Annotated in this window: 17 protein-coding genes and 1 pseudogene; 15 read left to right on the plus strand and 3 right to left on the minus strand. The window is 59.9% G+C overall.

The features are described from left to right. Nucleotides 1-63: 63 nt before the first annotated feature. The gene (locus A8G15_RS05520; RefSeq protein WP_068156348.1) at nt 64-900 is read right to left on the minus strand and encodes a hypothetical protein; all 837 of its coding nucleotides are present in this window, start codon (nt 898-900) and stop codon (nt 64-66) included. 193 nt (nt 901-1,093) lie between these two features. Between A8G15_RS05520 and A8G15_RS05525 the strand changes: the two genes are divergently transcribed. The 4 genes and pseudogenes from A8G15_RS05525 (at nt 1,094) to A8G15_RS30430 (ending at nt 6,811) form a co-directional block, all read left to right on the plus strand. Beyond that, nucleotides 1,094-2,131 carry an HNH endonuclease domain-containing protein gene (locus A8G15_RS05525; protein WP_068156351.1) on the plus strand — a complete coding sequence of 346 codons (1,038 nt, stop codon included), beginning with the start codon at nt 1,094-1,096 and terminating at the stop codon, nt 2,129-2,131. A 125-nt stretch (nt 2,132-2,256) separates the two neighbouring features. Then, a pseudogene (locus A8G15_RS32455) lies at nt 2,257-4,128 on the plus strand (DNA/RNA helicase domain-containing protein). 130 nt (nt 4,129-4,258) lie between these two features. Next, nucleotides 4,259-5,350 carry a GIY-YIG nuclease family protein gene (locus A8G15_RS05535; RefSeq protein WP_156665259.1) on the plus strand — a complete coding sequence of 364 codons (1,092 nt, stop codon included), beginning with the start codon at nt 4,259-4,261 and terminating at the stop codon, nt 5,348-5,350. A gap of 672 nt (nt 5,351-6,022) precedes the next feature. Beyond that, nucleotides 6,023-6,811, plus strand: a complete 789-nt coding sequence (locus A8G15_RS30430; protein WP_156665260.1) for a GIY-YIG nuclease family protein — start codon at nt 6,023-6,025, stop codon at nt 6,809-6,811. Between the two features lie 55 nt (nt 6,812-6,866). Here A8G15_RS30430 and A8G15_RS05540 read toward each other — a convergent pair whose 3' ends face one another. Continuing rightward, nucleotides 6,867-7,835 (minus strand): IS481 family transposase, encoded by a 969-nt coding sequence (locus A8G15_RS05540; RefSeq protein WP_068156357.1) that lies wholly within the window; start codon nt 7,833-7,835, stop codon nt 6,867-6,869. A 117-nt stretch (nt 7,836-7,952) separates the two neighbouring features. Beyond that, a complete protein-coding gene (locus A8G15_RS05545; RefSeq protein ID WP_068156361.1) occupies nt 7,953-8,861 on the minus strand; it encodes an IS5 family transposase in 909 nt (302 codons plus the stop codon). A 647-nt stretch (nt 8,862-9,508) separates the two neighbouring features. Between A8G15_RS05545 and A8G15_RS30435 the strand changes: the two genes are divergently transcribed. From A8G15_RS30435 to A8G15_RS29670, 11 genes are all read left to right on the plus strand, one after another. Further along, the gene (locus tag A8G15_RS30435) at nt 9,509-11,071 is read left to right on the plus strand and encodes a competence protein CoiA family protein (protein ID WP_156665261.1); all 1,563 of its coding nucleotides are present in this window, start codon (nt 9,509-9,511) and stop codon (nt 11,069-11,071) included. Between the two features lie 2 nt (nt 11,072-11,073). After that, nucleotides 11,074-13,221, plus strand: a complete 2,148-nt coding sequence (locus A8G15_RS05550; protein ID WP_156665262.1) for a hypothetical protein — start codon at nt 11,074-11,076, stop codon at nt 13,219-13,221. 122 nt (nt 13,222-13,343) lie between these two features. After that, nucleotides 13,344-14,261 (plus strand): hypothetical protein, encoded by a 918-nt coding sequence (locus A8G15_RS05555; protein ID WP_156665263.1) that lies wholly within the window; start codon nt 13,344-13,346, stop codon nt 14,259-14,261. 80 nt (nt 14,262-14,341) lie between these two features. After that, nucleotides 14,342-15,595, plus strand: coding sequence for a DUF3320 domain-containing protein (locus tag A8G15_RS29655; protein ID WP_245687713.1), 1,254 nt, complete (start codon nt 14,342-14,344; stop codon nt 15,593-15,595). 276 nt (nt 15,596-15,871) lie between these two features. Beyond that, on the plus strand, nt 15,872-17,038 hold the full coding sequence (locus A8G15_RS05560; RefSeq protein WP_068156369.1) for a cysteine desulfurase family protein: 1,167 nt from the start codon (nt 15,872-15,874) through the stop codon (nt 17,036-17,038). After that, nucleotides 17,028-18,104: a DUF4007 family protein gene (locus A8G15_RS05565; protein WP_068156373.1), complete on the plus strand. Its 1,077-nt coding sequence runs from the start codon at nt 17,028-17,030 to the stop codon at nt 18,102-18,104. The genes A8G15_RS05560 and A8G15_RS05565 overlap by 11 nt, the downstream gene beginning before the upstream one ends. Continuing rightward, nucleotides 18,101-21,550, plus strand: coding sequence for a P-loop NTPase family protein (locus A8G15_RS05570; protein ID WP_245687714.1), 3,450 nt, complete (start codon nt 18,101-18,103; stop codon nt 21,548-21,550). Before A8G15_RS05565 ends, A8G15_RS05570 begins: the two co-directional genes overlap by 4 nt. Further along, on the plus strand, nt 21,543-22,391 hold the full coding sequence (locus A8G15_RS05575) for a phosphoadenosine phosphosulfate reductase family protein (protein ID WP_068156377.1): 849 nt from the start codon (nt 21,543-21,545) through the stop codon (nt 22,389-22,391). Before A8G15_RS05570 ends, A8G15_RS05575 begins: the two co-directional genes overlap by 8 nt. 407 nt (nt 22,392-22,798) lie before the next feature. After that, a complete protein-coding gene (locus A8G15_RS29660; protein WP_245687715.1) occupies nt 22,799-24,100 on the plus strand; it encodes a DEAD/DEAH box helicase in 1,302 nt (433 codons plus the stop codon). Further along, nucleotides 24,087-25,892, plus strand: a complete 1,806-nt coding sequence (locus A8G15_RS29665; protein ID WP_082899674.1) for an ATP-binding protein — start codon at nt 24,087-24,089, stop codon at nt 25,890-25,892. Before A8G15_RS29660 ends, A8G15_RS29665 begins: the two co-directional genes overlap by 14 nt. Then, on the plus strand, nt 25,893-26,801 hold the full coding sequence (locus A8G15_RS29670) for a phospholipase D family protein (protein WP_082899675.1): 909 nt from the start codon (nt 25,893-25,895) through the stop codon (nt 26,799-26,801). The last annotated feature ends 47 nt before the right edge of the window (nt 26,802-26,848 follow it).

Consider the following 26,848-nt stretch of genomic DNA (forward strand, 5'->3'; position numbering starts at 1 on the left):
CCAGCCAGACCTATACCTAGGGCCGAACTCTCGGATGCATCAGGTCAAGGAGCCCGCCCAGAATCAACTGCGGCTATCCATCCACAAACTGCTGATCGAACGAGCCTTCGACGAATCGTGCGGCGCGGAGAATCGCGGTGCATCGAGATCGGTAACCGCGAGTTCGTCGCGCACTCGGTCGAACTGTTCATGCGTCAAAGCCGTGGCGAAACGCTTCTTCTTGCCCCCGCTCGACGGATGGTCGAGATAGACGAAGATCCAACGGTGCCCGTCGTGGTCGAGCTGCGCGAATCTGTTGTTCCCGTCGAGTTCCAACCCGAACAGATCCGAGACCTCACGGACTGCTTGTACACCGATCACCGCGAAGACCTGGGCTTCAGTGGCAGCCGCCAACACCATCGGCAGATACCTTGATGCACACGTATGACGCGCCTCGACCACACCGATTTCGTTCTGGCTCTTGCAGTGCACGACTTCGGTGAGCGCATAGTTGACACCAGGGATTGCGTCAGGGATCAGTTCGAAGGCCCGCTGCCTAACCGCCGCCCAGAAACGGACTGCACCGGACCATCCGCCTTCGGGTAGCGGACTGTAGATGCCGTCACGGATCTGCCCTGGGCCGCCGTCGAACCGGTCGGTGAAGTACCGAACGGATTCGGCGATGTCATCGCCCCAGCGTGGGTAAGCCTCGCGCGGATCGATCGAAGGATTACTGCTGATGAAGACCAAGCGTGCCCGGTCGAGATGACCTGTCCATGGTTCGGGGACCTGCTGTTCCCGTAGCGGCACATCCTGGACGGCAACGATCTTCGAGCACGGCAGGTCCTCACCGGCCTTGCACCGCGCCAGGAGTTCGCAATGGATGATCGATTCCAGAACACGGTTGTCGGCGTTCAACATGCCCCTTTACGCGAATTGGTCTGACCGCCAGCAGAATAGTCGAACAGGTAACAGCGCTCCACTATCGCTCCAACATTCCGCTCGGTGAAGGAGACTCCCGGTGTGCGCATGAGGACCGGACACTGCACAACTTCCAGTTTCGTCCTCACGGGGGGCGAACTAATCGACTCGAGTGGGCGGATATTGTGCCGGAATGAGCTTCGTGGCACTCGACCCACTCGACGTCGCCGGCCGCGTCGTGCAACTCCTCGAAGCCGGCCGCCGCAATTCGACGTACAAACTCGCTACCGTGATGGCGCTTGTCGACATCTGTGTGGAGAACGCGACTGCTCCCGACGGGAGTCTGATGGTCCCGATCGACGAGATCGCCCACCGGGTCATCGGCTACTACTGGAATCAGGTCCGGTCTTTCCACCTCCACGGTCGGCTCGCCCAGGTTGTGCGGGGACGTTCGATCCCCGATCGCATCGCGGACGCGAGGGATGTCCTGCTGCGTGACGGGCTCCGCACCGCAGAGGCCGCTCGCGAGGCTTGCCACCCGGTCTATCAACGGCTGGTGCGCTCCGTACGGTTGACGATGGCGCAGCAGCCGCTCACACATCTTCAATCCGTCCCTCACAGTCAGATCCGCGACGAGTTCCTGTTCGACGCGGCCGGCTTCCACAAGAAGATGACGGTGAGTGATCTGGACCGAATTGCCGTAATCGTATTGCGTCCCGGCGTACCCGATGGGTTGCGGCGCACATCCACGCTCCTCAGGACGTTCGTACGGTCGCTGTGGGCGCACGACGTCATCGATCTCAACCGGGCCGAGCTGGATGCGGAGGATATCGACGGATTCCTGTTCGGTGCCGATCACACTGCACTGCGCGCCCTCGTCGATCCGCTGCGTGATCTGCAGTCCGGTCGTTGCTTCTACTGCGACGACCGCCTGACAGCAGAAGTCCACATCGATCACGTGGTGCCGTGGTCGATGATTCCGATCGATGGCGTTGCGAACCTGGTGGCAGCCGATACGCGATGCAACCTGGACAAGTCCGCAAGCATCCCGATACGCGAGCACGTGACGCGAGCCCTGGAACGCGAGTCTCTGTCCGACGTTTCTGCTCTCACCCGTATCCCGGTCCTGCACAAACGGACGGTCTCGGCCGCTCAAGGCGTGTACGCGGCCTTGCCCGCCGGTTCCATATTGTGGAGGTCGTCCGGGACGTATCAGCCGTACTCCCCCTGAACGATCTGCGACCCTTCGCCGATATAGTCTCTGTCCTGCGGCCCGACGGACTTCCGCTGCGATGAGCAGCCACGGACATGCCCCCACCCGCACGAGTGAATTCGTGCTGCCTTGGGGACCTGACTGTGACGCTGCTTCGTACTACCGCCCGCCGGATCGTCGACCTCGATCGACCCGAATCACTCGCGGAGCAGCTATTGGAGCAAATGCTGTTTCGCACAGGACGCCGTGCTGGCGAAGCCGAACAGAAGTCGTGGACACGAAGCGTGCCTGTTCTCGCTCGCGATCTCGTCGACGCGGGTCTCGATGACGTCGAGATGCTTCTCGAATACCACCTGCCGCTGACCTCGCAGCGGGCCGACGTCGTCCTGGCAGGGACACATCCGCAGACCGGTGCCGCCTCGTACGTGGTGATCGAGTTGAAGCAATGGTCGGCGGCCCGTCGCTACGAGGACAATCCCGAGCTCGTCGACGTACCCGGAATGCCGGGAGGCCCGATGCTGCACCCGGCGGCACAGGTCAAGGGGTACTGCGACTACCTCGCAGACTTCGCCCGCACCGTGTCCGATCAACCCGATGCCCTGGCCGGTATCGCGTATCTGCACAACGCGACCGACCCGGGAGCTGTCGCCGACCTGCTCTCCTATCCGATGAGCGTCACCGGACGCATGTTCACCGCCGCCGAGCGCGGCGACATGATCGCATTCCTCCGGAGCCGTCTCGCTCCCACTCCCGGCTATGCAGCCGGCGACGCCCTGATGAAATCTGCGGTTGCACCCTCACAACAGCTCCTCAAGGTCGCCGCTGCAGAAGTACGCGACCGACCCCAGTTCCATCTGCTCGGAAACCAGCAGCTCGCCGTCGACCTCGTGCTCCACGAAGTGGAGCAGTCACGCGCAGCCGATCGAAAGCGCGTCATCATCGTCACCGGTGGGCCGGGCAGCGGCAAGAGCGTGATCGCGTTGTCGCTGCTCGGCTAGCTCGCCCGTCGTGGACGAACCGTCCTGCATGCAACCGGTTCCCGATCATTCACGCAGACGCTGCGTAAAGTCGCGGGGCACCGTGCCCCGCGCGTGCAGAAGATGTTCAAGTACTTCAACCAGTTCATGACCGCCGATCGCAACGGACTGGACGTGCTCATCCTCGATGAGGCACACCGCATCCGGGAAACCTCCGTCGACCGCTACACGCGAGCTGAACTTCGCTCAGATCGTCCCCAGGTCGACGAACTCATCGCGGCGGCCCTTGTCCCTGTATTCCTTCTCGACGAGCACCAGGTCGTACGTCCCGGAGAGATGGGGTCCTTCACCCAGATCGAGCGCTACGCAGCAACACTGGGCCTCGAAACTCAGCACATACATCTGGGCGAGCAGTTTCGATGCGGGGGTAGCGAAGAATATCTGCTGTGGGTCAAGCGACTCCTGGAGCTCGAAGAAGGGGGCCCGTTCGAGTGGAAGGGTGATCCGCAGTTCACTGTCCGGGTTGCCGATACTCCCGAGGAGATGGAGCACCTCCTCTCCCAGCAGAAGGATCGCGGTTACTCGGCTCGTATGACGGCCGGATATTGCTGGCCGTGGAGCAACGCGGACAAGAGCGGACATCTGGTGCCGGACGTCCGGATCGGCGGATGGGCTCGCCCGTGGAACAGCAAGAGCGAACGCAGGATCGGCGACGCTCCCCCGGCTGCACTCTGGGCGACCGAGGAAGGCGGATTCGGGCAGGTCGGTTGTGTCTACACCGCGCAGGGATTCGAGTACGACTGGAACGGGGTAATTCTCGGACCTGACTTGGTCTGGCGCAACGGACGATTCACCACAGTCCGGGATGCGAATCGCGACCCGGATTTCAAGAATCGAACCAAAATCTCCGACGTGCGCTTCGACCGGTTGGTACGCAACGTCTACAAGGTCCTACTGACCCGTGGGATGATCGGCACCGTCATCTACTCGACCGATGCCGAAACACGCAGTGCACTACGCGATTTGATCTCCGAATAGTACTTCCCACCGAACGCGGCCCGACGGCCCTCTGGGAAATAACCAGCTGGACCGTCGAGATCAACACAGAGACACACCGGACTGGAACGGTCTCACTTGCTCAGCGAAAGTTCCGCCCTATCATTCGCCCGTGAGAAGTAGCGAAGTCAGTGCATGGGCAGACAGTTGGAATTTCCGCGCTTCTGTGAGCTTCGGGGACGTACGTCGGTCCACACTGCCTGCAGATGGTCCAAGACGAAGTGGGTGGTACCTCCTTTGCTTCGACGACGGTTCCTTCTACATCGGCGAGTCGGTCGATCTCCGTTCCCGGATGGGTGGGCACGCCGCGGAGTGGGGCGACGAGATCACCATGGTTCGACTTCTTCCGAAGGCCGCCTCGAAACAACAGCTCCAAGTACTCGAGCGCCAGCTGATCCGAGAAGCACGGGAGCGAAAGATCCCACTGCGCAACGTCACCCACTCCGATGTCACCATCGGCCGTGACGCGCTCGACGAAATCTTGTGCACCGACGAGCAGACCAGATGGCTCGCGGATCCTCGCACGTTTAATGTGCAACGCCCCGACCCGCTGAAGGACCTCGCAGAGCAGGAAGTGCGGTACACAACCGCTGTGCGCCGATACCGAGAGCTTCCGGAATCGGGCGCGCTCACCGCATTGCTGCGAAACTTCCTCGAAGCATGTGTTCCCTCTCCCCGTGCGACCGAGTTCCAGTATTGGTCTGTGAGCACCGGGACATACGGTCAGAGCAAGTACCCTCGACGGTTCTGTGTAAGCGTCGGAATGATGGAGGTCTTCGTCGCTCACGGGCTCAGGGACACACCAGGTGCAATACTCGGCATTCTCAACGTGCGCGAAAGCACTCTGCTTTCCGAGTTCGGAACTCCGCATGCGTTCCAGAAGAGGCATCCGGGCGTTCGCATCGAAGCAAGTGAGTACGTAGATGCCGGCGATGACCTCGTAACACTGAGAACTTCTGATTTGAGCACGCTCGAACGACTGCTGCGTGATCCTGGAGTCAGCGCGGCAGCTGCTCAGCTCGTCATCGACCTCATGCGCAAGCACTACTGCGTCTACACCCGCTATCACTGCCCACAGCTCGTGCAGATGGATTTCGATTGGCCCGGAAAACTGGATGCCGGTGGACGGCGCACTGAGCGAGCATGTTCGATCCGGGCGTCTCGAAGCTGGCGAAGTGCTCCACTACCGCGATGCCTCGACTGATGTCGTTCATCAGGCTCGGGTCACCGCCGATGGCGGCCCCTCGAATTCGAAGGCAGACAGTACGACGATCCCTCGTCCCCACTAATCGAGAAACTGGGGGCAACCCGCAACGGGTGGCGCGACTGGCGGCGCTCCGATGGTCGTTCGTTGCGTGATCTCTCAGATCGTGCGCGGCCCAACTGATTTACACGGCGACACCCACATTCGCGGAACACGTTGAGCAAGGAATACGCTGGCGGCACTCTGATGGTCGGCGTACGCGCAGCGCCAGGATCCCGAGTTGGCCACCAAGCTGGGTTGCGCAACTGAGAAGACCCGCCACGAGCGGGTAACTGCCGACGGGCCGGATATCCGACTGATAACGAATGGAGTGTCGGAAATATCGCGACCGGAGGTGTGCGCCGAAGGTCTCTCCTCGTCAGCAAGCGTGTGGAGCGCCACCTCTGAACCAACTCGGGCAATTGGTAATCTCGATGCCCGAAGCGCGTCCATAGATCGGCCGCGGGGAACCCAAGCGGCAGGAGTGACGTGACACGAGGCAATGACCGGTGGGCGGACTCCTCTGCGTGCAAATCCGCGACGATAGAACCGGAAACGAGTTGGAGTGAGTGGCTGCCATTGCGCGGGATTTCGCGCAATCCCGCCGTACCTCGGACTCCTGGGATCTATCGCGTGCGTCGCGTAGGCCGCAACGAACTCGACTACATCGGTCAGACCGGCCGCAATCTTCGCGAGCGGTTGGGCGCACTCTCGCGTTGCTACAACGACGAGATGCCGTACCGCGATCCGCACACTGCCGCCCCGGCCTTGTGGGCACTTCGGCACTCCAGTGGGTGTGAGTTCGAGGCCTCCGTATACCCACTGGATGTCGACGCACCCACGCGCAAGGGACGCGAAGCCCTGGAGATCGCACTGTACCGGCAGCAATGCGGTAACTCGCCTACTGTCCAATTCGGACGCGTTCCCCTCGGCTATCGCGCTTCCTCCCAAAACAACTCTCGTTTGGTCGCCGCGGGAGCTCGATTCCGCGGTGGCGCCTACAGTGGCCCACCGCTGGCCGAACACCACGTGGGCACAGGACCGAAAGGCCGTCTTTCCCCGGCTCCTCAAACCGAGTCGTGGTGTGGTCACAGCTGGAGCGCGTGGCTACCGTTGCACGAGGTTGGGTCGAACTTCGCTCAGGTCACCGTCGGGCTTTATCGCATACGAGGAGATTCCGGCGGCGAACTGCTGTATGTCGGTCAAGGCGCGCTTCCGAACAGACCTCGGGCACACCTCGCCAAAATTGCGAAAGCGGACCACGCACAGGGTGCCATCCTGGCGATGCAGAAGAGCCTCGAAGTCTCCTGGGTAGCGACGCCCGAGCTGGCCTCACATCAACTCCTGGAACTCGAGAATGATCTCATCGCCGCGCACGTCCTCCACATGGGTAGTGCTCCGGCAGCACAATTCATTGGATGACTCGTGACAGCCATACACCCGACAGATTCAGCGACCATCGCCAGCGGACTGAGGCCTAGGTGTAATTCCCGGGGACGTTGTGAACGCCGACGCGGTCTATAGGTGACTGTCCACCGATCCCGGTGTGGGGCCGATGGTGATTGTAGTCATGCAGCCACTGCTGGTAGGTGGCACAGCGGGCCTCCTCGGACCGGTAGGTGTGCGCGTACGCCCACTCGGCAGCGAGGGTGCGGTTGAACCGTTCGACCTTGCCGTTGGTCTGCGGCCGATACGGCCGGGTCCGCTTGTGCGCGATCTCCGGACCGAGAGCAGAAGCGAACTCCTTTGATCGATAGCAGGATCCGTTGTCCGTCAGCACTCGCCTGACGGTGATCCGGTGTGCGGTGAAGAACGCGTGGGCGCGGGTCCAGAACCCGGCCGCGGTGCCCTTGCGTTCATCTCCGAGGATTTCCGAGTAGGCGAGTCGCGAGTGGTCGTCGACCGCGTGGTGCAGGTAGGCGTAGCCCATCCCGGAGCGGGTTTTGCTGCCGGCGTGTCGGCCGATCTTGCGGTGCCCGCCGCCGTCGGGGATGCGGCCGAGTTTCTTGATGTCGACGTGCACCAGATCACCCGGTTGCTCGTGTTCGTAGCGGTGCGGGTTCGGGCGGCGTACGGGCAGTCCGGTGGCCTGGTCGAGGTGGGCGAGTTGGGGCATCTTGTAGCGGCGCAGCACCGCCTCGACGGTCGATTTCGCCAGGTGGAGGTGGTAGGCGATGCGGTGCGGTCCCCACCGTCGGGTGAAGCGCAGGCCGATGATGCGTCGTTCGGTGCGGGTCGGGGTCCGGTGTGGGCAGGACTGGGGGTGTGAGGACCGGTCCTGCATCGATCGGTCACCGGACAGGTAGCGATCGACCCATTTCTTGGCGGTCGCCGGTGAGCACTGGAACCGTTCGGCGGCTCTGCGCAGGCTCCAGCCGGTCTTGACGACGAGTTCGGCGAGGGCCAATCGGCCGCGTGGGGTGAGGTAGGCGTTAGCGTGTGTCACGAGGACCTCTCGGTAGTCGGCGTGTGTGTGGTAACCACACCGATACCGGAGGTCCTCACCTATCTCGTGGCGGCACGCCGTTCACAACCTGCCTGGGAACTACACCTAGGCCGTGTTTCAAAAGGCGGCTGATCGCAGCCACTGATTGATCGCGGCGATACGCACAGTGGCGGTGTAGCGGACAGCGAGCTTGTCGTATCTCGTTGCCACAGCACGGTTCTGCTTGAGCAGGTTGATGCCGCACTCGACGGCGTGGCGCTGCTTGTAGTGCTCGGTGTCGAAGACGGGTGGGCGACCACCAGATGAGCCCTTCTTCTTCCGATTCGTGACCTGGTCGGTCTTGGTCGGGATCGTCGACCTGATTCCTCGCGTGCGGAGGTAGGCACGGTTGGCGGCACTGCTGTACGCCTTGTCCGCCAGTACCGCATGAGGGCGGCGGCGCGGTCGACCACGACCGCGCCGCGGCACCCGAATCGCGTCGAGCACGGCCTCGAACTGCGGACTGTCGCCGCACTGACCTGCAGTGACGATGAGTGAGAGGACCTTGCGGCCCTGCTCGCATGCCAGATGCGTCTTGGTTGTCCAGCCGCCGCGTGAGCGTACCAACGCATGATCATCCGGTTCGGTGTCGACACCGCCCGGCGGCTCGGCCTGCTGATCACCGTCCCTGCGGGCACCGGCTGCGTGCTGGTGTGCTCGGGCGATGGTCGAATCGACGCTGACATCCCACACGATCTCGCCGGCCGCGTCGGCGAGCGCCTGCAATCGGGTGAGGATCGGCGCCCACACCCCTGCGCGTTGCCAGCGCCGGAACAGTCCGTACACCGTCTGCCACGGCCCGTACCGGTCCGGAATGTCCCGCCACGGGCATCCTGTGCGGATGCGCCACCGGATCCCGTCGATGAGCTGGCGTTTCGTCCACTTCGGCGGCCGGCCCGCCTTCTTTCCCCGAGGCAGCAACGGCTCCAACCGCGCCCACTGCGCGTCGGTCAGATCCGCCCGCCCCGGTACCGCTACGCTGGGCACGAGGTCTCCGGTATTCAGGTTTGTCTTGGTCGATTAACCCTCTACCGGAGACCTCGCTCATTCAGTTGTCATGACACGCCAGGTGAGGCAGTGAATCCCTCGGCGGATCCACATTTGAAACACGGCCTAGGCCGTCACGTAGCCCCAACGCGCCCGAGGCCTTATTGCTGACGACCCCCCGTAGCGATTCGCATTCGAGTCAATCGACAGTTCCCGCGCGGTGACACCGGCTTCGCCACAGAGCACCAACTGGAGACGCCCCCTCAACTGGAGACGCCCAGCACGATGGCGACTCCCTGCCCTGAATTCATGCAGGATCGTAATGGCAAGTCCGCGGTGCCAATCCAGTTGGGCGCCGCGAGGGGAAGCGGGCATCGACAGCCTGACGCCACGTCGTGGTCAATCCGCCGTAACATTCTCTTCCCGACTCACGAATTGCCGTATGTCGGGCGCCGTCAGGCGGTCGTGTCGATCGAACAGAGATGGTCCGAACAAGTCGATTGAGGAGAACGCCACCGAATGGCCAAGACGAACCTGGCGCCCAACCTCGGCGTCGTATGCGGTCGAGCTCCGGCCGTTCCCCCGGGTTCTTCGGCAGCCCGTAACCACACATTCTCGCGGATCGCGCTAGCCGGAGGTTCGGTCCGATGGACCGCGCATTCGATCTGACACGCGAACAGCACGTACTGGCCATTGACGCCCAGCGCCACGACGGGTATGTATGCCCGTGCTGTTGTGGACGTGTTCACCTGCGCGATGGGATGTCCAAGATCGCGCACTTTGCACATAAGAAGGACGAAGGTACCCCCCTCTGCGAGGAGTACCATCCCGGCAGCAATCGATACGGGCACGCACGTGACCCGATGCTCGATGGCTACAGCCCACTGTTACTCCGACTCCACTCCGACAGAAACCGCTGGTCTCTGTTCATCGACCTCGAATCACTGACACTAGAGGAAGCTGAACGCACGGTTCCGTCGGTACTCGCGTTCGACGGATTGACACTTCACCGCGCCGGCACCGCCCCGCGGAAGATCCGCGCGGCGTCGCTCTGGCCCGGATCAGGACGGTCCAGCGTTCTAGTGCAGCCATCCCGTGAGAGCAGCATCATCCAGACGAGCGGAAAATGGCCGAATGGGATCCGCCCCGACCGGTGGCGTACCCAACTCGCTGGACTGTCGCCGAAGGGCACACTGTTCGTTCCCCACCACGGCGGGGCCTTTCGGCGCTACGACTGGGCAACCGCTGTGCGATGGGGCGACACCGTCGTTGCTGTCGGTCCTGCTCGCGCCATGCCTCCCAACACCCTAGACATCACGACCCTCGACTCGACCGCGACGGCGGAGAACACCTGGCACGCGTGGCTCGTACGCCTGCCGAAGTCATTCAACAGCGCGGCGCGCAGGTGGCTAGCAGGATTCGGTGTCGCGCGCATCGAGCAGCGAACGACCCGAACTCGCCTCGCCACCCCGGCTGTAGAGTACGGGCCCGGTGGAGTTCCGCGGTACCTCCTCGGCGAGCCAATCGTTGTTGTTCCATCACCCCAAGCGCACGTGCTTGCCGCCGAATCGCACGCGACTTTCAATGCCAAGTCCCTCAGGCGCAGCCGCACCACCCCGCCAGTCCCCGCATGTTTCGTCTCGGCGATCGAAAGTGGGCCACTCCGTATCCGCACCGATACGACAGGTGATGCCTTTCAGACTGAAATCATCACCGAAAGTGTTACGGCGGAACCGACAAGCGTGCCGTTGTGGTCGTTGCGCTTCAACGATCAATTACTCCCGCCATATTCGACGCAGCAGGTCCCGAATCAGGCAGACACCCTCAGGATCGGAACAACCGTACCCGCACTGAGGTTTTCGGTAACCGCCGTTGCGGGCGACAATACGATTGAATCTTCATGGGACGCCGAGGCAAGCGCCGCAGCCGAGTGGATCATGCAACGCCTCTCGGACTCCGTCGAGATCGAGGTAAGGGCGGGAAATCTCGGATTCGTGCGGTTACATACCCATCAGTCTGCGACACCCGTGTCCCGTAGCCGCTTGATGCGCGGGGTCGAATCGCAGGATAGGAGCACCCGATCACGCATGGCATGGCGGGAAGCATACAAACTCTCGGTCGACCATGCCGACGAACCCACTGATCCTCACTGGGAGATCCGCAGGAGGAGGGGCCCATCCGATCCCACGAACCCTCTACATAAGGTGTGACCATGACCGTGAAACCAGGAACGCGTGTCGTCGGCATGGTGGATTTCCGGAACGACCGATTCGCATTCGTTACGCCCTTGTACAACGACGTCGGCACCGGTTGGACGGCCGCACAGCCCGAGGACTATCCCAGCCGCGGGCTGGTTTTCTGGCGGCAGCCGCACCTTGACGTCTCGCCTGGATCAGCAGTCGCTTTCGATCTCGAGGAGGGCAAGGGCGAACGGGACGCGTATACAGTCAGGAACGCAGAGTTCCTGACTCCCCTCCTCGACTACGGTCTTTTCTCGTACGACGAAGCACTCGAACGACTGACAACCTCGCGGTTGCCAGCTGGCGAGGAGGTACTCGCTGGACTTGACATCTTCGCCTGGTGCAAGGGCGACCTTCTGCTCGGCCCGCTCACGCCTCGTATCGAGGACGGCAGGTTCTACATACCTTCGGACTCCCTTCGACTCGAGCGTGTTCCGTACCGAGAAGGCCACGGAGAGAATGCAATCTTCCAGCTGCCGAACTCGCGGTACTACTGCGCACCGACGTCCCCCGTGACTGGGAGTCTCGATTGCCGCTCCGACGCAGAGGTACTGAAGACTGCGCTCCGGGATGCTGTATCTCTGGCCGAAAAGGAATCCATCCCTGTTCCTGGATTCCTGGCGACGAAGAACCTGATCCAGAAGACAGCCGATCTGCTACGCGAGGGCGATCGCCTTGAGGATCGCCAGTACAAACTCGATCGGATCACTCGCGCACTGAAAATCTGCGAGGAGAGTGACGAGGTTCGTACTCTGACAAGGGAGATCGCGTCAGCCCTGCGCGGTGATCCGGTCGTGAAAGCCGAACTGGAGCGCGACCGCGCCACGATCCGCAGCCAGGTTGTCGCTGAAGCGATGGAGCAGGTCCGGAAGGATATCGAAACCGAAAATTCGATACTCTCCCAACTTCGCGACGAGAAATCGGCGCTCGATAAGGAATATGTCAGCACGCGAGCACTCTTGGAAAAGACTCAGCGGGAGCTCGAATCCGCCAAGAATGATCTCAGCAGACAACTCGAGTCGATCGAGAACTCCGTCGCTGACCGTATTGCCGAACTGGTCGACGATGCCTCTGACTTGCTCAGCGAGTCCGTCATCCTGCGTGCAGTCGGCGTCGGCTCATCAGCAACATCGACGCAGCCGAAGCAGATCTACACCGCTATCGATCCGTTCAGTGGCCGCTCCTCGCTGACGCCGCGCGAAAAGACGTCGGTGAGCAAGTTGCTCCGCGCAGCTGGCGAGGCCTTTGGAATCGATGCCACGGTATTGAACCGGATCCACGCTGCTGTCCGCGCCGGCCTGCTTCCTGTCCTGACCGGCAACGGCGGGCCAGCAGCACTTTCCGCGTATGCCACGGCAGTGTGCTCTGGACGCATTACTTCGATGCCGGTGGGCCACGATTTTCTCCATCCGGTCGACTTGCTCGGCCTTCGCGCAGCAAACCCCCCGGCTACGCGGGTGCACAGCGGACTCCTGCCTGGCGCCGACGCTGGGGTACGCGACGGCGGCCCTGGCCTCCTCGTCCTCGACTCGTTCAATCAGGCCCCTACAGAGTCGTACCTTCTGCCGTGGCTTCAAACACACGATCGAGGCATCACGGTCCCCGAGGTTGCCCGCGAAATGGTCGGTGTGGCGCGCGTCGTCCCCGACCAGAACTTGCTGTTCGCGGCAACAACTGCAGTCGGGACGACGACAGCGCCCGTAAGTCCCGACATGTGGGGCTATGCCGTGGCCATCGATGTTCCGAAGCCCGGACGAACGCGCGCGAACTCGCCTACTCGGACGACCATCGATCGTCAGTCCGTGTCTGGTCCCCATCCCCAGTCAGCTTCGCTGGTATCGAAGCTCGAAGAATCGCTCGGCGCGATCTGGGTCATTGATGATGGCTTGCTGGACACATCGCGTCGCTTCGCCACAGGCCTGATCGAACTACAGGATTCCAGTGCGATCACCACATCGGTTCTCGAGTGCGTGATCCTCCCCGCTCTCGCAACCAGTCTGTCCGGCGTGAATCTCACCGACGCGGTTAGCGACGTCCTCGGCCTGGTTCCCAAGACGGATCAAAACCGTCCACAAAAATTGCAGAACCTAGCTCAGCGCCTGCACCAGAGGTTCGCATGATCACTGGGTCACCACGGATCGAAGTAGCGAACGAGTACCATCCGAAGGATCACATGTGTTCTGCGCTTGGTCTTCCTCGCGCCACGTCCTCGCTCGAACTAAGCTTCGAACTTCTCCGCGCCGTGACATGGGCGTCGACTGCGGGACGAGTTCCGGTATCGACGCGCACGCTGCTCGACCGTGCAATGGAGGCAGATTCTGCACTTACTGAGGGCGATGTCGACCAGGTCGACCGACGCCGCGTTCTGCACGATCGTCTCGAGGAACTCGCCACCGTCGGAGATGTCGCAGCCTTGCGACGTGGACAGTGGCTGTCCGTCCCCGGCTCGGTTGTGCAACTCACGGACCGCAAGGAAAATGCGCTTCTGGTAAGCGGAATTCCGCTCCGCCACCTCGATTCGAAGATTCGGTCATCGATTCACCTGAACGGAGCGACGCGTCGGCTCTCCGATCTCTCGATCGTCTCGCAGCTCGCGCTGCCCGTTGTCGGCCTCGACGATTGGATCGGCCGACCGCGCCAACCGCTCTCCGAGTGGACCGAAGGGTTCCTGTTGATGTCGCTTTCCCCGGCGCCGGAGCCCTTCGACTTCGACGCAGTCAAGGTCTACCGACCTGTGCGTGCGCGACGTGGTGCCAGGCAAGCAGACCGCTGGTTCGATCTCACTGACGACGTCCACGGCCGTCACCTTGCACGCATATCCGGTCTCGCCGAGTTGAACGAACATCACATCGTCGATGTTGCGGAGGGCCGGGTCTTAGCGCTCAGCGTCGAGCTGTCGCATGATGTCCGGCGACTGATGTACGGACTGGACACGCGAGGTGGCAACCCTACCGTCGCGCAATGGTCCGACTCCGATACCAGAGTTCGACTACGAGTGACCAACCCCCTTCCGGCCGCGGAGGCGCGTGCGTTCGCGGCGATTGCCGAACCACCGCATGACCGAACATGGACGATCCGCGGCGACATTGGTACCCCCCGCCAGCTACTAGTGGACCTCGGCATCGCACTGGTGTCAGGGTCGACCAAGCATACGAATTGACATCCCAACGCGTCACCTCCCCGGGTAACGCTCGCCCTGGCAATGCGTGGTGATCAGCTAACACGCACAGCTCCTAGGGCATGACCATCGCCACGGTATTGGGCATCCATCGCGGACATATACTTCCAACAATTACGACACTATTACCGACCATCCACGAACGCCTCTCGCAGAGAGGACAGTCCGGCTCCCCGAGGAACTTCTGCATGCGATTTAATCCCAAACTGTCCGTATCTGCCGGCCTCGACCACCTCGCTGATCGCCTCGATCCGATCATTGCTGCCAGGTTCGCTGCTGACCTACCTGACCATCCCTGGACCGTCGTATTGACACAGCTGGACCAACTCGCGGGAAGGCCGCCGAAGCTGTATAGCGCGACGGACCTTCAGACCCAACTCAAGATGTTTACCCGACGTCTCGGAAAGCTGGGGTACCCGTTCGATGACAACCGACAGACCGTCGGAACGCTTGGTCGTGAGCTTACAATCGTGCGCAATGCGCGGGCTCATGGCGATCCGTTTACGTGCCTAGACGCTTGGCGCGCCCACGACTACTGCGTCCGCCTCCTGGAATATTTTGGCGACAAGCAGGGGCTCGAGCGAGCGAATGAGCTTCGTCAAGAGGCACTTGTGGCCTACGTCGAGGAGCAAGGAATCGCACCAGCCGAGATTTCTTCGCCCCCTACTTCTATCGCTTCATCTGAATCCGAAGGACTCGACAGCACGAACTCGTTAACGGAATCCAGGAATGGGCCGGAGTCTGAACTTGTCTCCCCGAGCCCTGAAGTTTTCATTCGCGAGCCAGTCGCACAGCCAAGCATAATTGGCAACGCTCGACTCTCATTCCAGCCGTGGGAACCTGTTCCCGTCGGCGATATTTCCGTACTGGACGATCTACCCAAACTGGCAGCAAAGCAGAAAGTCCGCGCGGTAGCCGTTGAGATTGTGGAAGCTGAGGGCCCCATTCATGTCGATCGGCTGGCCCAGCATGTTGCCGCATCGTTCGGGGTGCGGAAGCTATACTCCAATCGTGCATCCAAGATCGTCAGGCAGGCAAGGTCCGCGGGTCTATTAATCGACGATGAAAAGTTTGTGTGGCCCGACGGGATCACTCCTGAAACGTGGAGTGAGTTTCGCCCCAACTCGAACGAAGTCGACCGCCCTATTCAACACATCAGCCCCACCGAAATTGCCAACGCAATGCATTTCTTGAAGCAACACTCACCAAACATGTCTTACGACGAGCTGGACAGCTCGACGCTGCGTACATTTGGCCGAACACGCCGAACCAAGCCATGCGCAATCCAGCTAGAGAAAGCCAAAGCTCTCCTTTGATTGCAAAGCACCCGCGCGAAGCGGCCCAGCCTTACGCAGTCAGGCGTGGTATGGCGACTAGGTAACACTTCAACACTTACACACGACAAGCGGTTGGACACTGAGTCATGGTTCGAGCCATACCTTCGCACGCGCGAGCATCACTGCGAACTCTGGTCGGCGTGGAGGTATCAATTGGGCCCGACCTCGTGTCAGTCCTATGTGCAAGGGTCTAGAGGACCTTGAGAGCACGGCCGAGCACTGCTCCCCAGGACCGCCCACTAGGATCGGTGAACAATGATCTACCTCGACTACAACGCCTCGACGCCCGTGGACGCACGCGTGGCCTCACTGGTACAAGAAGCATCTCACGCGTATGCCAACCCCTCTAGTACCCAGCATCGCGCAGGTCAGCAGGCCGCCGAGCTAGTCGAGCACGCCCGGCAGAGACTCGCGACCGCCGTCCACCGAACGCCGCGCGAGATCGTGTTCACTGCGGGGGCTAGCGAGGCCGCCGCCATCGGCATCATCGGCGCGATGTTAGGAGACTCACGCCGACCAAATGTAGTGATCGGCGCCACCGAGCATAAGGCCATCATCCAGGCCGCGGAAGCAGGTGCTCGCCTTGGCGGCGGGGAGGTGCGCATCGCTTCGGTCGACCACTCCGGACTCCTCGATCTGTCTCGCTTGAACGAATTGGTCGACGATTCGGTCTCCGTTGTTGCCGTGATGGCCGCAAATAACGAAACCGGGGTCATGGGTCCGGTTGAACAGGCCAGCGTCATCGCTCACAGCCGTGGTGCACTGTTCTTCAGCGACATAACGCAGCTTCTAGGAAAAGGTGACACCACCGACGTCAGTACCCACGCCGACTTGATGGTTTGCAGCAGCCACAAGCTGTATGGACCGAAAGGCGCGGGTGCTCTCATCGCTTCTCGACACACCCAGAAGGCTTTGTTCCCCATCTTGGGCGGCGGGGGACAAGAATTCGGCTTACGCGGCGGTACGTCGAATGCCCCAGCTCTTACCGGCTTTGGCCTGGCAGCAGAGCTCGCCACCCAATGTCTGCCTGAGACTATGAATCGACTCACGGTACTCCGCGACCAACTATGGCACGGTCTCCAAGAGCTCGGCTCAGTCGAGATAAATGGGGGCGACGCGCCGCGAGTGTGCAACACGCTCAATGTGCGCATCGCGGGAGCCGATGCGGAAGCCGTCATGGCTTCGATGCCCGACGTAGCAGTGTCATCAGGCAGCGCGTGTCAATCCGCGGTGCCCACCCCTTCTCACGTGCTCCTGGCGATGGGCCGATCTACGACAGAGGCCGGGGAATCACTCCGGCTCTCGATCGGCACACCTACCACCGAATCAGACATACGGGCATCGATCGCAAAGCTATCTGCGGCTGCACTGCGCGTCCGCGAACTTACAGGAGATCTGGAAAGGTTCCTCGATGACGCTTGAGCAAGCCGCTATCCCCACTTTCGCGAACCATCAGACTTTCCATCCGCGGTTCGGATGGATAAAAAAGGGATACGACGCCGCCGTCTCAGATCCCGATATTTTCAATATGCCGCACGCGCCAGTCGCATTGGGCGTCGGAAAAAACATGGTAGACGCTATTCGATTTTGGTCGACCGCCGTAAAAGTCGTAACACGCGTACCCCATCCAGAAAAATCGCGGGTTACGACAACGGTTCCGACTCGATTCGGATATGCTCTATTGGATGATCATCATGGCTTCGATCCGTATATGGAGGACACAACCACTTTGTGGCTCCTCCACTGGCAAGCGGTTTCTACGCCTTCTTTCCTACCGGTCTGGCGTCTAGCATTCAATGATTTCAGCGCCGTCGAGTTCACCGAAGAAGAGTTGCAGAGATTCTGCGTCGATGAAATAGCTGCAACGACGTGGGCCAAGCCTAGAGAGTCGAGCATCCACAAGGATGCCGACTGCCTGCTGCGGATGTACACGCGTCGGGAAACTAAGGGTCGCCAGACCCTCGACGATTTGCTGGACTCCCCTTTCAGGGAGCTCCAAATCATCCAGCCATCCCCTGGATCGAGAAAGAGTTTTCGATTCGTGCGAGGCGAAAAGAAGAGCCTTTCTCCGACCGCGATCGCATATACATGCCTCGACTATATGGACAAACATGATCGCGGAAGCAGGACGGTTTCCTCGACGCGGCTCGCGCTTGACCCGGGCTCCCCTGGACGCCTCCTGAAGATCACGGAGCACGAGATCGTAGATGCGCTTGAATCCGCCTCCCTCGAAGCCGGCGGTTTTCGAGTTGCTCGACCTGCGGGCAGTCGCCAACTGGTCGTAGACGATCAGCCCGCACTCGCGGCCTTGGCGGTTCTCGCTTCTCACTACAGGAAGCTCGACCGCACGTTGGAAATTGATGATCTCGAAGTCGCAGGCCATTCCGCCATGCAGCCGCTCTACAGCGACTTTCTCACAAGCCCGGAGGAATCGATCTACTCCGGCCAGACCGGCTCGAAGCGTGGCAAGAAGGGGACTGTGGCATGAGCGTTCTGTCGGAGTTTGTGCGGGCTCGCCCACGATTCAGCCGGTCGGCCAATGTCGAGCGGGACCACGGAGCACATGCGATCGAAGGATACATTCCTACTGGTCGTGCGATCGACGTTGTTTCCAGAATCGGCAGAGGTCTTCTTGACGCCTCCGCTGGACGCACGTTCTCTATTACGGGCCCGCATGGAGTCGGCAAGTCGTCGCTGGCCGTATTTCTCGACGGCCTCCTTGCACCTGCCTCAGCACCTGAATTCTCGGCGGCCCACGAAGCCCTGCGCGCCGTCGACGAGCAGGTCCAGCGCACCGTGGACGACGGTCTACGAGGCCTCAACGCGCTAGAAGGTGGGTTTGTTCGAGCATTTGGGACTGCTCGCGTAGAACCCGTCGCGGCGACCATCGCAAGGGCACTTCACTCGGGAGCGAACCGATCCTCAGAGGCAGCGCTCGCCGCCGTTCCGGAGCATTTCGCCCGAGCGGGTGAGGAGCCTGTGACTACTTCGGAGATTTTGGATACAGTCCGGAAGCTCTGTGCTGTACATCCGGTAGCACTGGTCGTTGACGAATTCGGAAAGAACCTGGAGGCATACACCAGTTCAAACGACCAGGGAGACCCCTACCTGCTCCAAGAACTTGCAGAGCTAACTCAAGGCGAATCGGCTCTACCTCTCATCGTCATCACGATGCAACACCTCGCCTTCGACGATTACGTGCAAGAGACCTCAGCGGCACGCCGCAGAGAGTGGGCCAAAGTCCAAGGCCGGTTCCATGATATTCCGTTCATTGAGACACCCGAGCAATCCCGCCGATTGATTGTCGCAAGCCTGGAGCGACGCGCGAAAAAGCTGGACGCTCCGGCGCGGAAATGGGTCCACGATCGCAAGCAGGTCTTCGAGGACCTCGGCCTCAGGGGAATGATGGGGGAATCCCAGCAGGGTATCCCCCTTCACCCCCTGACTCTTGCGGTGCTCCCCGACTTGTGCACCAGATACGGACAGAACGAGCGAACTCTCTTCTCGTTCATGGCCGGCTCAGAGCCCCTGGCAGTCCCAGCTTTCTTGGACGAAGCCGAGTGGCAGGCCAACGAGCAGCTTCCTCTGCTCGGCCTCGATCGGGTGTACGACTACTTCCTGGAGTCCGCCACCACTATGATCGGTGTCTCCGACACTGCTAGTCGATGGCTCGAGATCGAGACTCGAATCAGGGATACCGCGGGTCTCTTGTCCACACAGCTCCGCGCCCTCAAGTCGATTGGCGTTCTCAATCTTGTATCGAGCGGGGGAAAAATCCGAGCATCTCGGGCGATGCTCCACTTCTGTCTTTCGGGTAGCAGCGATGGCATGCAATCGCCGGAAGAGGTCGACGCGGTCCTGAACTCCTTGGAAGAGTCCGGGCTGGTCGTCTACCGGACATTTTCCGATGAGTATCGTGTCTGGCAAGGTTCGGACTACGATCTCCGGCGGGCAACCGAGAGTGCGCGTAGACAGTGCGCCGACCTCGACTTGGCATCTTTGCTCAACTCCGCCACCGTCCTCGATCCCATTGTGGCAAGCCGCCACAGCCAGCGACGAGGGGTACTGAGAGTCTTCCAGCAGCAATTCACCGACTTCGAGGAACTGGAAATCGAAGAGGCGGACGATAACTGGGACGGCTTCGTTCTTTACGCGACCGTGGACTCGCCGCCAATTGCGCTCGAAGGGCGAGATTTCAGCAAGCCGGTCATTGTCGTTACCCCCAGCGATCTCGAGGCCGTTCGAGAGGCGGCCTACGAAGCAGCTTCGCTGCAACTCGCGCTCAAAGCGGCAGAGTCGGAGAAGGCCGACTGGGTGGCTACCCGGGAGCTCGTGGAACGAACCGCCACCGCGCAACAGCGCTTGAGGAATGCCGTAGCTCGCACTTGGACACAGGAATCTACGTGGACTCTGGTCAACAATGGAGCCCAACTCTCCGCGAGCTCGAGCATTTCGGCGCTTCTATCGGATGTATCCGACATGGTGTATTCGGCGACTCCTCGCGTCGCAAACGAGATGATTGCACGTCGGGAACTGACCAGCCAGGGCGCTAAGGCGCGCCGCATCCTGATCGAAGCGCTCCTGCAGGCTCCAGAGCGCCCACAGTTCGGTCTTGAGGGGTACGGACCCGAACGCGCAATATACGAAGCTCTCTATCGCACTCCCGGTGTCCATCGACGGCTCGATGGTGAGCGGTGGGGACTGAGCGTTCCGAAAGACCCCGAATGGCGCTACGTTTGGGAGACAATTGAGCGCTCCTTCAGGAGTGCCACCGACCGCCGCGTCAACTTGCAGGATGTATGCAAGACCCTTGCTGCGCCGCCGATTGGACTGAAGGCCGGAGTTTTTCCTGTCCTCATCGTTACGTGCCTCATCCATATGGACGATGAGATCGCTCTATACGAGCACGGCAGTCTTGTCCTGCACATCGACGACGCTGTTGCAGAACGACTGGTACGGAATCCGGGTCATTTCACAGCTCGAAACACCGGAATCCACGGTGAAAATCGTGGGATGGTCGTGAGAACCCTCGCCGAGCGACTGCAGGTCACCTCGGCGTCCGGAAATCCGACCTTCCTCAACATCGCTACCGCCCTATTCCGAGAATTACGAATTCTTCCGCCCTATAGCCTGAAAACCAAGAAGGGGATCTCTCCAGTTGCGATCTCTGTTCGTGAGGCATTCCAGACTGCAGTAGAGCCGGACGTCCTCCTATTTGAGACCTTGCCTGCCTCCTTCGGCCTAGCACCATTCCTCCCGGACGAGGAAGCTGACCCGGACACCATCGAGGAATACGCGAACTCGCTCGCCGAAGTCATCTTGGAACTCCGCAGGGCGTACGACACGCTTCTCGACGAGGTACTCCAGCATCTCGCCGATGCCACGTCCGTCGTCGGCTCCCTCTCCGAGGTTCAGAAGCGCCTCGCGGGACAAGCAGAGGAACTAGACGGTCGAGTGCTCGAGCCCCGATTGAAGTCGTTTGTCACGGCCCTCAGTCGGCCTCTAGAGGACAAGGATTGGCTCGAGAACGTCGCGATGGTTGTCGCAGGAGGGCAACCTCCACGGTCGTGGACCGACGAGGTGGCACACAGCTTCCCCCTCAAAGCCGCCGAGGTCGGCGGTACCATGCGACGCACCCAGGCCCTCCTATATGAACGCTTGGCCGCATCTGCGGAGGCGGACCGGTTCACATCCAGCCGAGTCACAATGACCTTTCCCGATGGTCGCGAACAGACGCATCTCGTAGCGGTAACAGACCGTGAGAAACAGACGATAGACGAGTACCTCGAGCCGTTGATCGCAGAGCTGGAACCCGTCTTCGGATCACGGACGGCTGCCTGTCGGATGCTTCTGGCAAGGTTGGTTCTCGAGGACGAAGCAAGACCGGAGACCCCCGCCTCCGAGACCAAACGGAAGGAAGCCGGACATGCCTGAGACAGTCCGCCACATCTGCGGAATCAGCGGCGGTAAGGACTCGAGCGCACTCGCTGTATATATGCGCGACAGGGTTCCGGACATGGAGTACTTCTTCTGCGATACAGGTGCTGAGCTTCCTGAGACCTACGAGTACCTTGACCGTCTCGAAGTCGCTCTTGGGAAGCCAATTGCTCGGTTGAATGCGAAGAAGGGCTTCGACCACTGGTTTGAGGTTTTTCGCGGCGCTCTGCCGTCGCCACAGATGCGGTGGTGCACGAAGAAGATGAAGATCGAACCGCTCGAAGACTGGATCGGAGACTCGAAGGCGGTCTCCTACGTCGCTATTCGGGCCGATGAGGCCAGCCGCAAGGGATACGTCAGCACAAAACCCAATATCCAGACTGTCATGCCCTTCGTCGAGGACGGCGTCGACCACGCTGGTGTGCTGAAAATCCTTGAAGAGGCTGGCATCGGTCTTCCAAAGTACTACGAGTGGCGCACTCGGTCGGGATGCTACTTCTGCTTCTACCAGCGAAAAGCCGAGTGGGTCGGATTGGCAGAACGCCATCCTGACCTGTTCGATCGAGCAGTCGCGATCGAATCGAAGGTGCGTCAAGATGCTGGTGCAGACGGCGACGCATCCTTCGGCGAGTACGCGATGAAGGGTCGGCAATATACCTGGTCAGGTGGGGAATCACTACCCGACCTGCACGCTCGCAGAGAAGAAATTATCGAGCGCCACAATGCCGCAATGGAACAGGCCTCGAAGAGAAAAGCGAATAAGACGGTGTGGGAAGTCCTTGGTGACGCTCTCGACGATGACGACGACTCTGCTCAGTGCTCGGTTTGCGCCTTGTAGAATTCGTCGCAGGTATTTCCAGTCGTGCACCGGACATATAGACAGAGCGAAAGCGACAGGGGTCATCTTTGGTCGAACTAAGGTTCAGTACTCTCATAGCCCGAGCGGACGAGGAATCCCTACGTGAATTGGTAGGCCCCTCCGTGACTAGGCTACTACTCAAACTGGACCCGGATCTAACAAAGCCGAGTCGGCTTCGCGAGCTTCTAACGCGAACGCGCAGCCCTTCTGATCTGATCCGCAACCAGGCCAGCCGGCAAGTGCTGTTTCGTATGCTGTCGCCCGCCCAGGCGCAGGCTCTCATTGCAGGACTCGAATTGGGTAGCGGAGGTAAGTCGGATCCGTACTCGACACTTGACGGCCTACGAATCTCAAAGGGCTCAGGCCTAGAGGTCAGACTTCATCACTTGCTCGGCGTCCCCTACGAGCCGCCACCAGCCAAGGAGCAAGGCGGCCAGGACGCCTGGGATATTCAGCCTGCGTACCAACTGTTTCCACACCAGCGACAAGCAGCAGCCGAGGCGAACGCGGCCTTGAGCCGGGACCGTCGACGGGTCGTGCTTCACATGCCTACTGGCTCCGGCAAGACACGTACGGCGATGAGTTTGATCTCGGATTACCTCCGTGCGGACGAACCTCGGATGGCGGTTTGGCTCGCCTATAGCGAGGAACTGTGCGATCAAGCCGCCAATGAGTTTGAGCGGGCATGGGCCGCGCTCGGCAATCGACCAGCTCCGGTGCTGCGCTTCTGGGGCGGGAACCCCATTTCACTCGACAACCACTTTGACGGGCTCGTCGTCTGCAGCCTAGACAAGATTCGAGCGTCCATAAAGTCCGACTACATGACCTGGTCACGATTGGCCGATCGTGCCCGCCTCGTGGTCATCGACGAGGCGCACCAAGCGCTCGCGCCCACGTACAAGCAAACCCTCGAGCTCCTCGTTGATCGTCACTCAGAGACGTCACTCCTGGGACTCACCGCCACCCCTGGCCGGACCTGGAACGATCTTGACGAAGATGCAAAGCTTGCGAAATTCTTTGACTACAAGAAGGTATCGTTAAGAATCTCCGGGTATTCAAATCCGGTTGATTATCTGATAGATGAAGGATACTTGGCGAACGCAAAATTTGAATCGCTCACCTATACCGGAAGTTTCAATCTTGATCACCAAGATCTTGAAAGAATCGCAGCCGCCACAGACATCCCTTCCGCAATTCTTGATCAGCTCGCCGAGGACGACGTACGAACGTTGCTAATTTTGATGCGGGCCGAATCACTCATCGCGACCCACAAGCGACTCATCATATTTGCAACAACGACCGAGCATTCAAACACTCTCGCCGCTGTCCTTGCGGCACGCGGAGTAAACGCAGCATCTGTCACCAGCGCAACCCATCCAATCGAGCGCAGACGTCTGATCAAGCAGTTTCGCGCCAATGACGGTGAGCACCGCGTTCTATGTAATTTTGGCGTCTTGACAACTGGGTTTGACGCCCCTGAAACAAGCGCCGCAATAATTGCCCGTCCCACCAAGTCACTTGTCCTGTACAGCCAAATGGTAGGACGAGCGACGAGAGGCATACGGGCCGGGGGAAATGCAGAAGCGTTGATCGTTACCGTTGTGGACACTTCACTACCCGGATTCGGCGATATGTCGGAAGCATTTACAAACTGGGACGACGTTTGGAGTACTGATGAGCGAAGCTAACTACGACCTGGTGCCAACCCGTCTCGCAGTCGCAGCCATGCGCGACAACGGATATAAGAATACCGCATACGCAGTAGCGGAGTTGATCGACAACTCCATCCAGGCTGGAGCTACCCAGGTCGAGCTACTGGCGGGCGAAGTAGAAGAGCTTGTTCAGCAAAGAAAGCGATCCCGAATCAAAGAGATTGCCGTACTCGACAACGGCTGTGGTATGGATTCCAAGACCTTGCGCATTGCACTGCAATTCGGCAATGGCAGTCGCCTTGGAGATCGATCTGGAATTGGGCGCTTCGGAATGGGCCTTCCCAGTGCCTCGATATCTCAGGCCCAAAGAGTGGAGGTCTGGTCGTGGACTGATGGACCGAAGCAGGCAAACTACACATTCATTGACCTCGCAGAGATCGAGAAGGGGAACCAGAATTCGGTTCCAGAGCCCATAATCGACCCCGTTCCCGAAAAATGGTATCGCGTAGCCGAACAGATCGGAAACTCCGGAACTCTTGTTGTATGGTCTCGACTCGACCGCGTCATGTGGCGTAAAGCGAGTACAATTATTGACCGTTCCGAATACCTAATCGGACGAATGTACCGCCGCTACCTTCATGAGGGCAAGGTCACGATAAGACTTGCGGAGTATGACGCCGAACATTATTCTGCGGCGAGACGCGCGCGGTTTGCCGAAGTCAACGATCCGATCTATTTGATAACTCCGTCGAGTACCCCCGCGCCATACGATACAACACCCATGTTTCAGCAGGATGGTGATCTGTGGGAGGTCGAGCACAAGCTGCCGGCGAGTGATGGAACACTTTACCCCGTCACACTTCGGTTTACCGTGGCCAAAGATGAAGTCAGAAAGAAGCCTCAAGCCGGCAATACACCTTATGGCAAGCACGCGAAAGACAATATCGGGGTCTCCCTCATGCGCGCAGGACGGGAGCTCGACCTCGACCAGTCATTGGTAAATGGCTACGATCCGAGGGAGCGCTGGTGGGGCGTTGAAGTTGACTTCCCCCCTGCTTTGGACGAACTATTCGGGGTGACCAACAACAAGCAGGCCGCGCGTCACTTCAGCGAGATTACTTCAACCATTGAAGCTTTAGTCGCGGATGATGTTCGCAGCGCAGCCGAAATGAAGGATGAGATGGAGGAGAATGATGATCCTGCAGCCCCGCTTGTTGACGTGGTAAGCACGGTCGTGCGGCGCCTGCGTGGTATCCGCGAGGTCATCAAGATTCAGACAAAAGGCCAGATCAAGCAGCGCCTGCGACACTCTGATTCTGCCGAAGCTCAGGCCACGGAAGTAACTAAGAAGCTTCAAGAAGAAGGCCGTAAAGGCGAAAGTGACGCCGGGGAGGCACTTCCGGACCACGAACGCGTGGAGGCATTGCAACAAGAATTCGAAGAAACAGGATACTCGGCAGAACAAGCTCGAGAAATCTCTGAAGATATAGTTCGCCATGGCGTCAAGTATTCGTTCACCGATGGCCCACTCGACGGAGGTGCCTTTTTTAACGTACGTCCAGTCGCCGGTGAGATTGTCATCAAGTTGAATATCAATCATCCCGCCTACGGGCACCTCGTCGAGGCACTTCAGACTGAAATTTCTGAGGACGATAGCCGCGACGAGTTGGCGGGTCGTCTCACTCGCGCAAATCGCGGTCTGCGCCTGCTATTGATGGCGTGGGCCCGGTACGAGGATGAAGAAGAGAATCCCGTACGTCGAGAAACCCTGCAGGACATCCGGACTGACTGGGGTCGCGTGGCCTCACGGTTCATGCGGGGAAGCTAGTTGGAATCCCCGCACGGAGGCGCACTCGAGTCCTCCGCAGCCGAGGCAGTCAGGGAGATCTGGCTCGTAGCGCCATTCATCAAGGAAGCACCGCTGCGTCGCCTACTCAAGGCTGTCAAACTGGATGTTCGGATTACTGTCGTGACGCGCTGGAATCCAGCCGAGGTCGCATCTGGCGTGAGCGACCTCGGCTGCCGCGCTTTGGTCAACTCCTATCAAGATTCTGATTTCAGACTCCTCCCTCCGCTTCATGCCAAGTACTACCGCTTCGATGATGACGCATACGTGGGATCTGCGAATCTAACAAAGCGCGGCCTAGGGTGGACGAACCCGAGTAACGTTGAATTACTCATCAAGTCCAGGCCGCTTGATCATTTTGAATCGGAAATTCATTCTCGATCTACTTGCGCAACTGATGAGATGCAAAAACTGGTGGAAATTGCGGCCGCTCAGATTCCAATTCCGCCTGGTGCAGATTTCCCTGATGATGCTGACGACTTTTCCTGCGCGAATCTCGGGTACAAAAGCCCTTGGTTCCCAAGGTATCGCAGGCCGGACGCGCTATTCGATATCCAGCGGAGCATGGGGGAATACCCGCACACGCAGGTTTCGGTCGGGATACAAGACCTTAAGTACCTTGCCGTATCCCGGTGCGAGAATGAAACTCAGTTCAACGCTGCAGTAGCTGCCTCACTGATCATGCAACCGACCATTGCGTCGTTAATCGATTTTGCTGCGCAACCTAGACGTTTTGGAGAAGTCCGACGGTGGGTCGGGAATATTATTCCTCCTGACGAAGACGCCACGTTGCGTACACAAGCAATCTATCGCTGGGTTCAACACTTCTTGCCTGAAATCTTTGAGATCGATAGACCGAGGCACTCCGAAATTATCCGGACTCGCAGATAGCGGGTCGCCTCAGAATCATCTTGTGTAAGCAGTTGTTTTCCTTGCAA

Origin of the sequence: Rhodococcus phenolicus (assembly GCF_001646785.1) — a bacterium.
GTDB classification, from domain to species: domain Bacteria; phylum Actinomycetota; class Actinomycetes; order Mycobacteriales; family Mycobacteriaceae; genus Rhodococcus; species Rhodococcus phenolicus.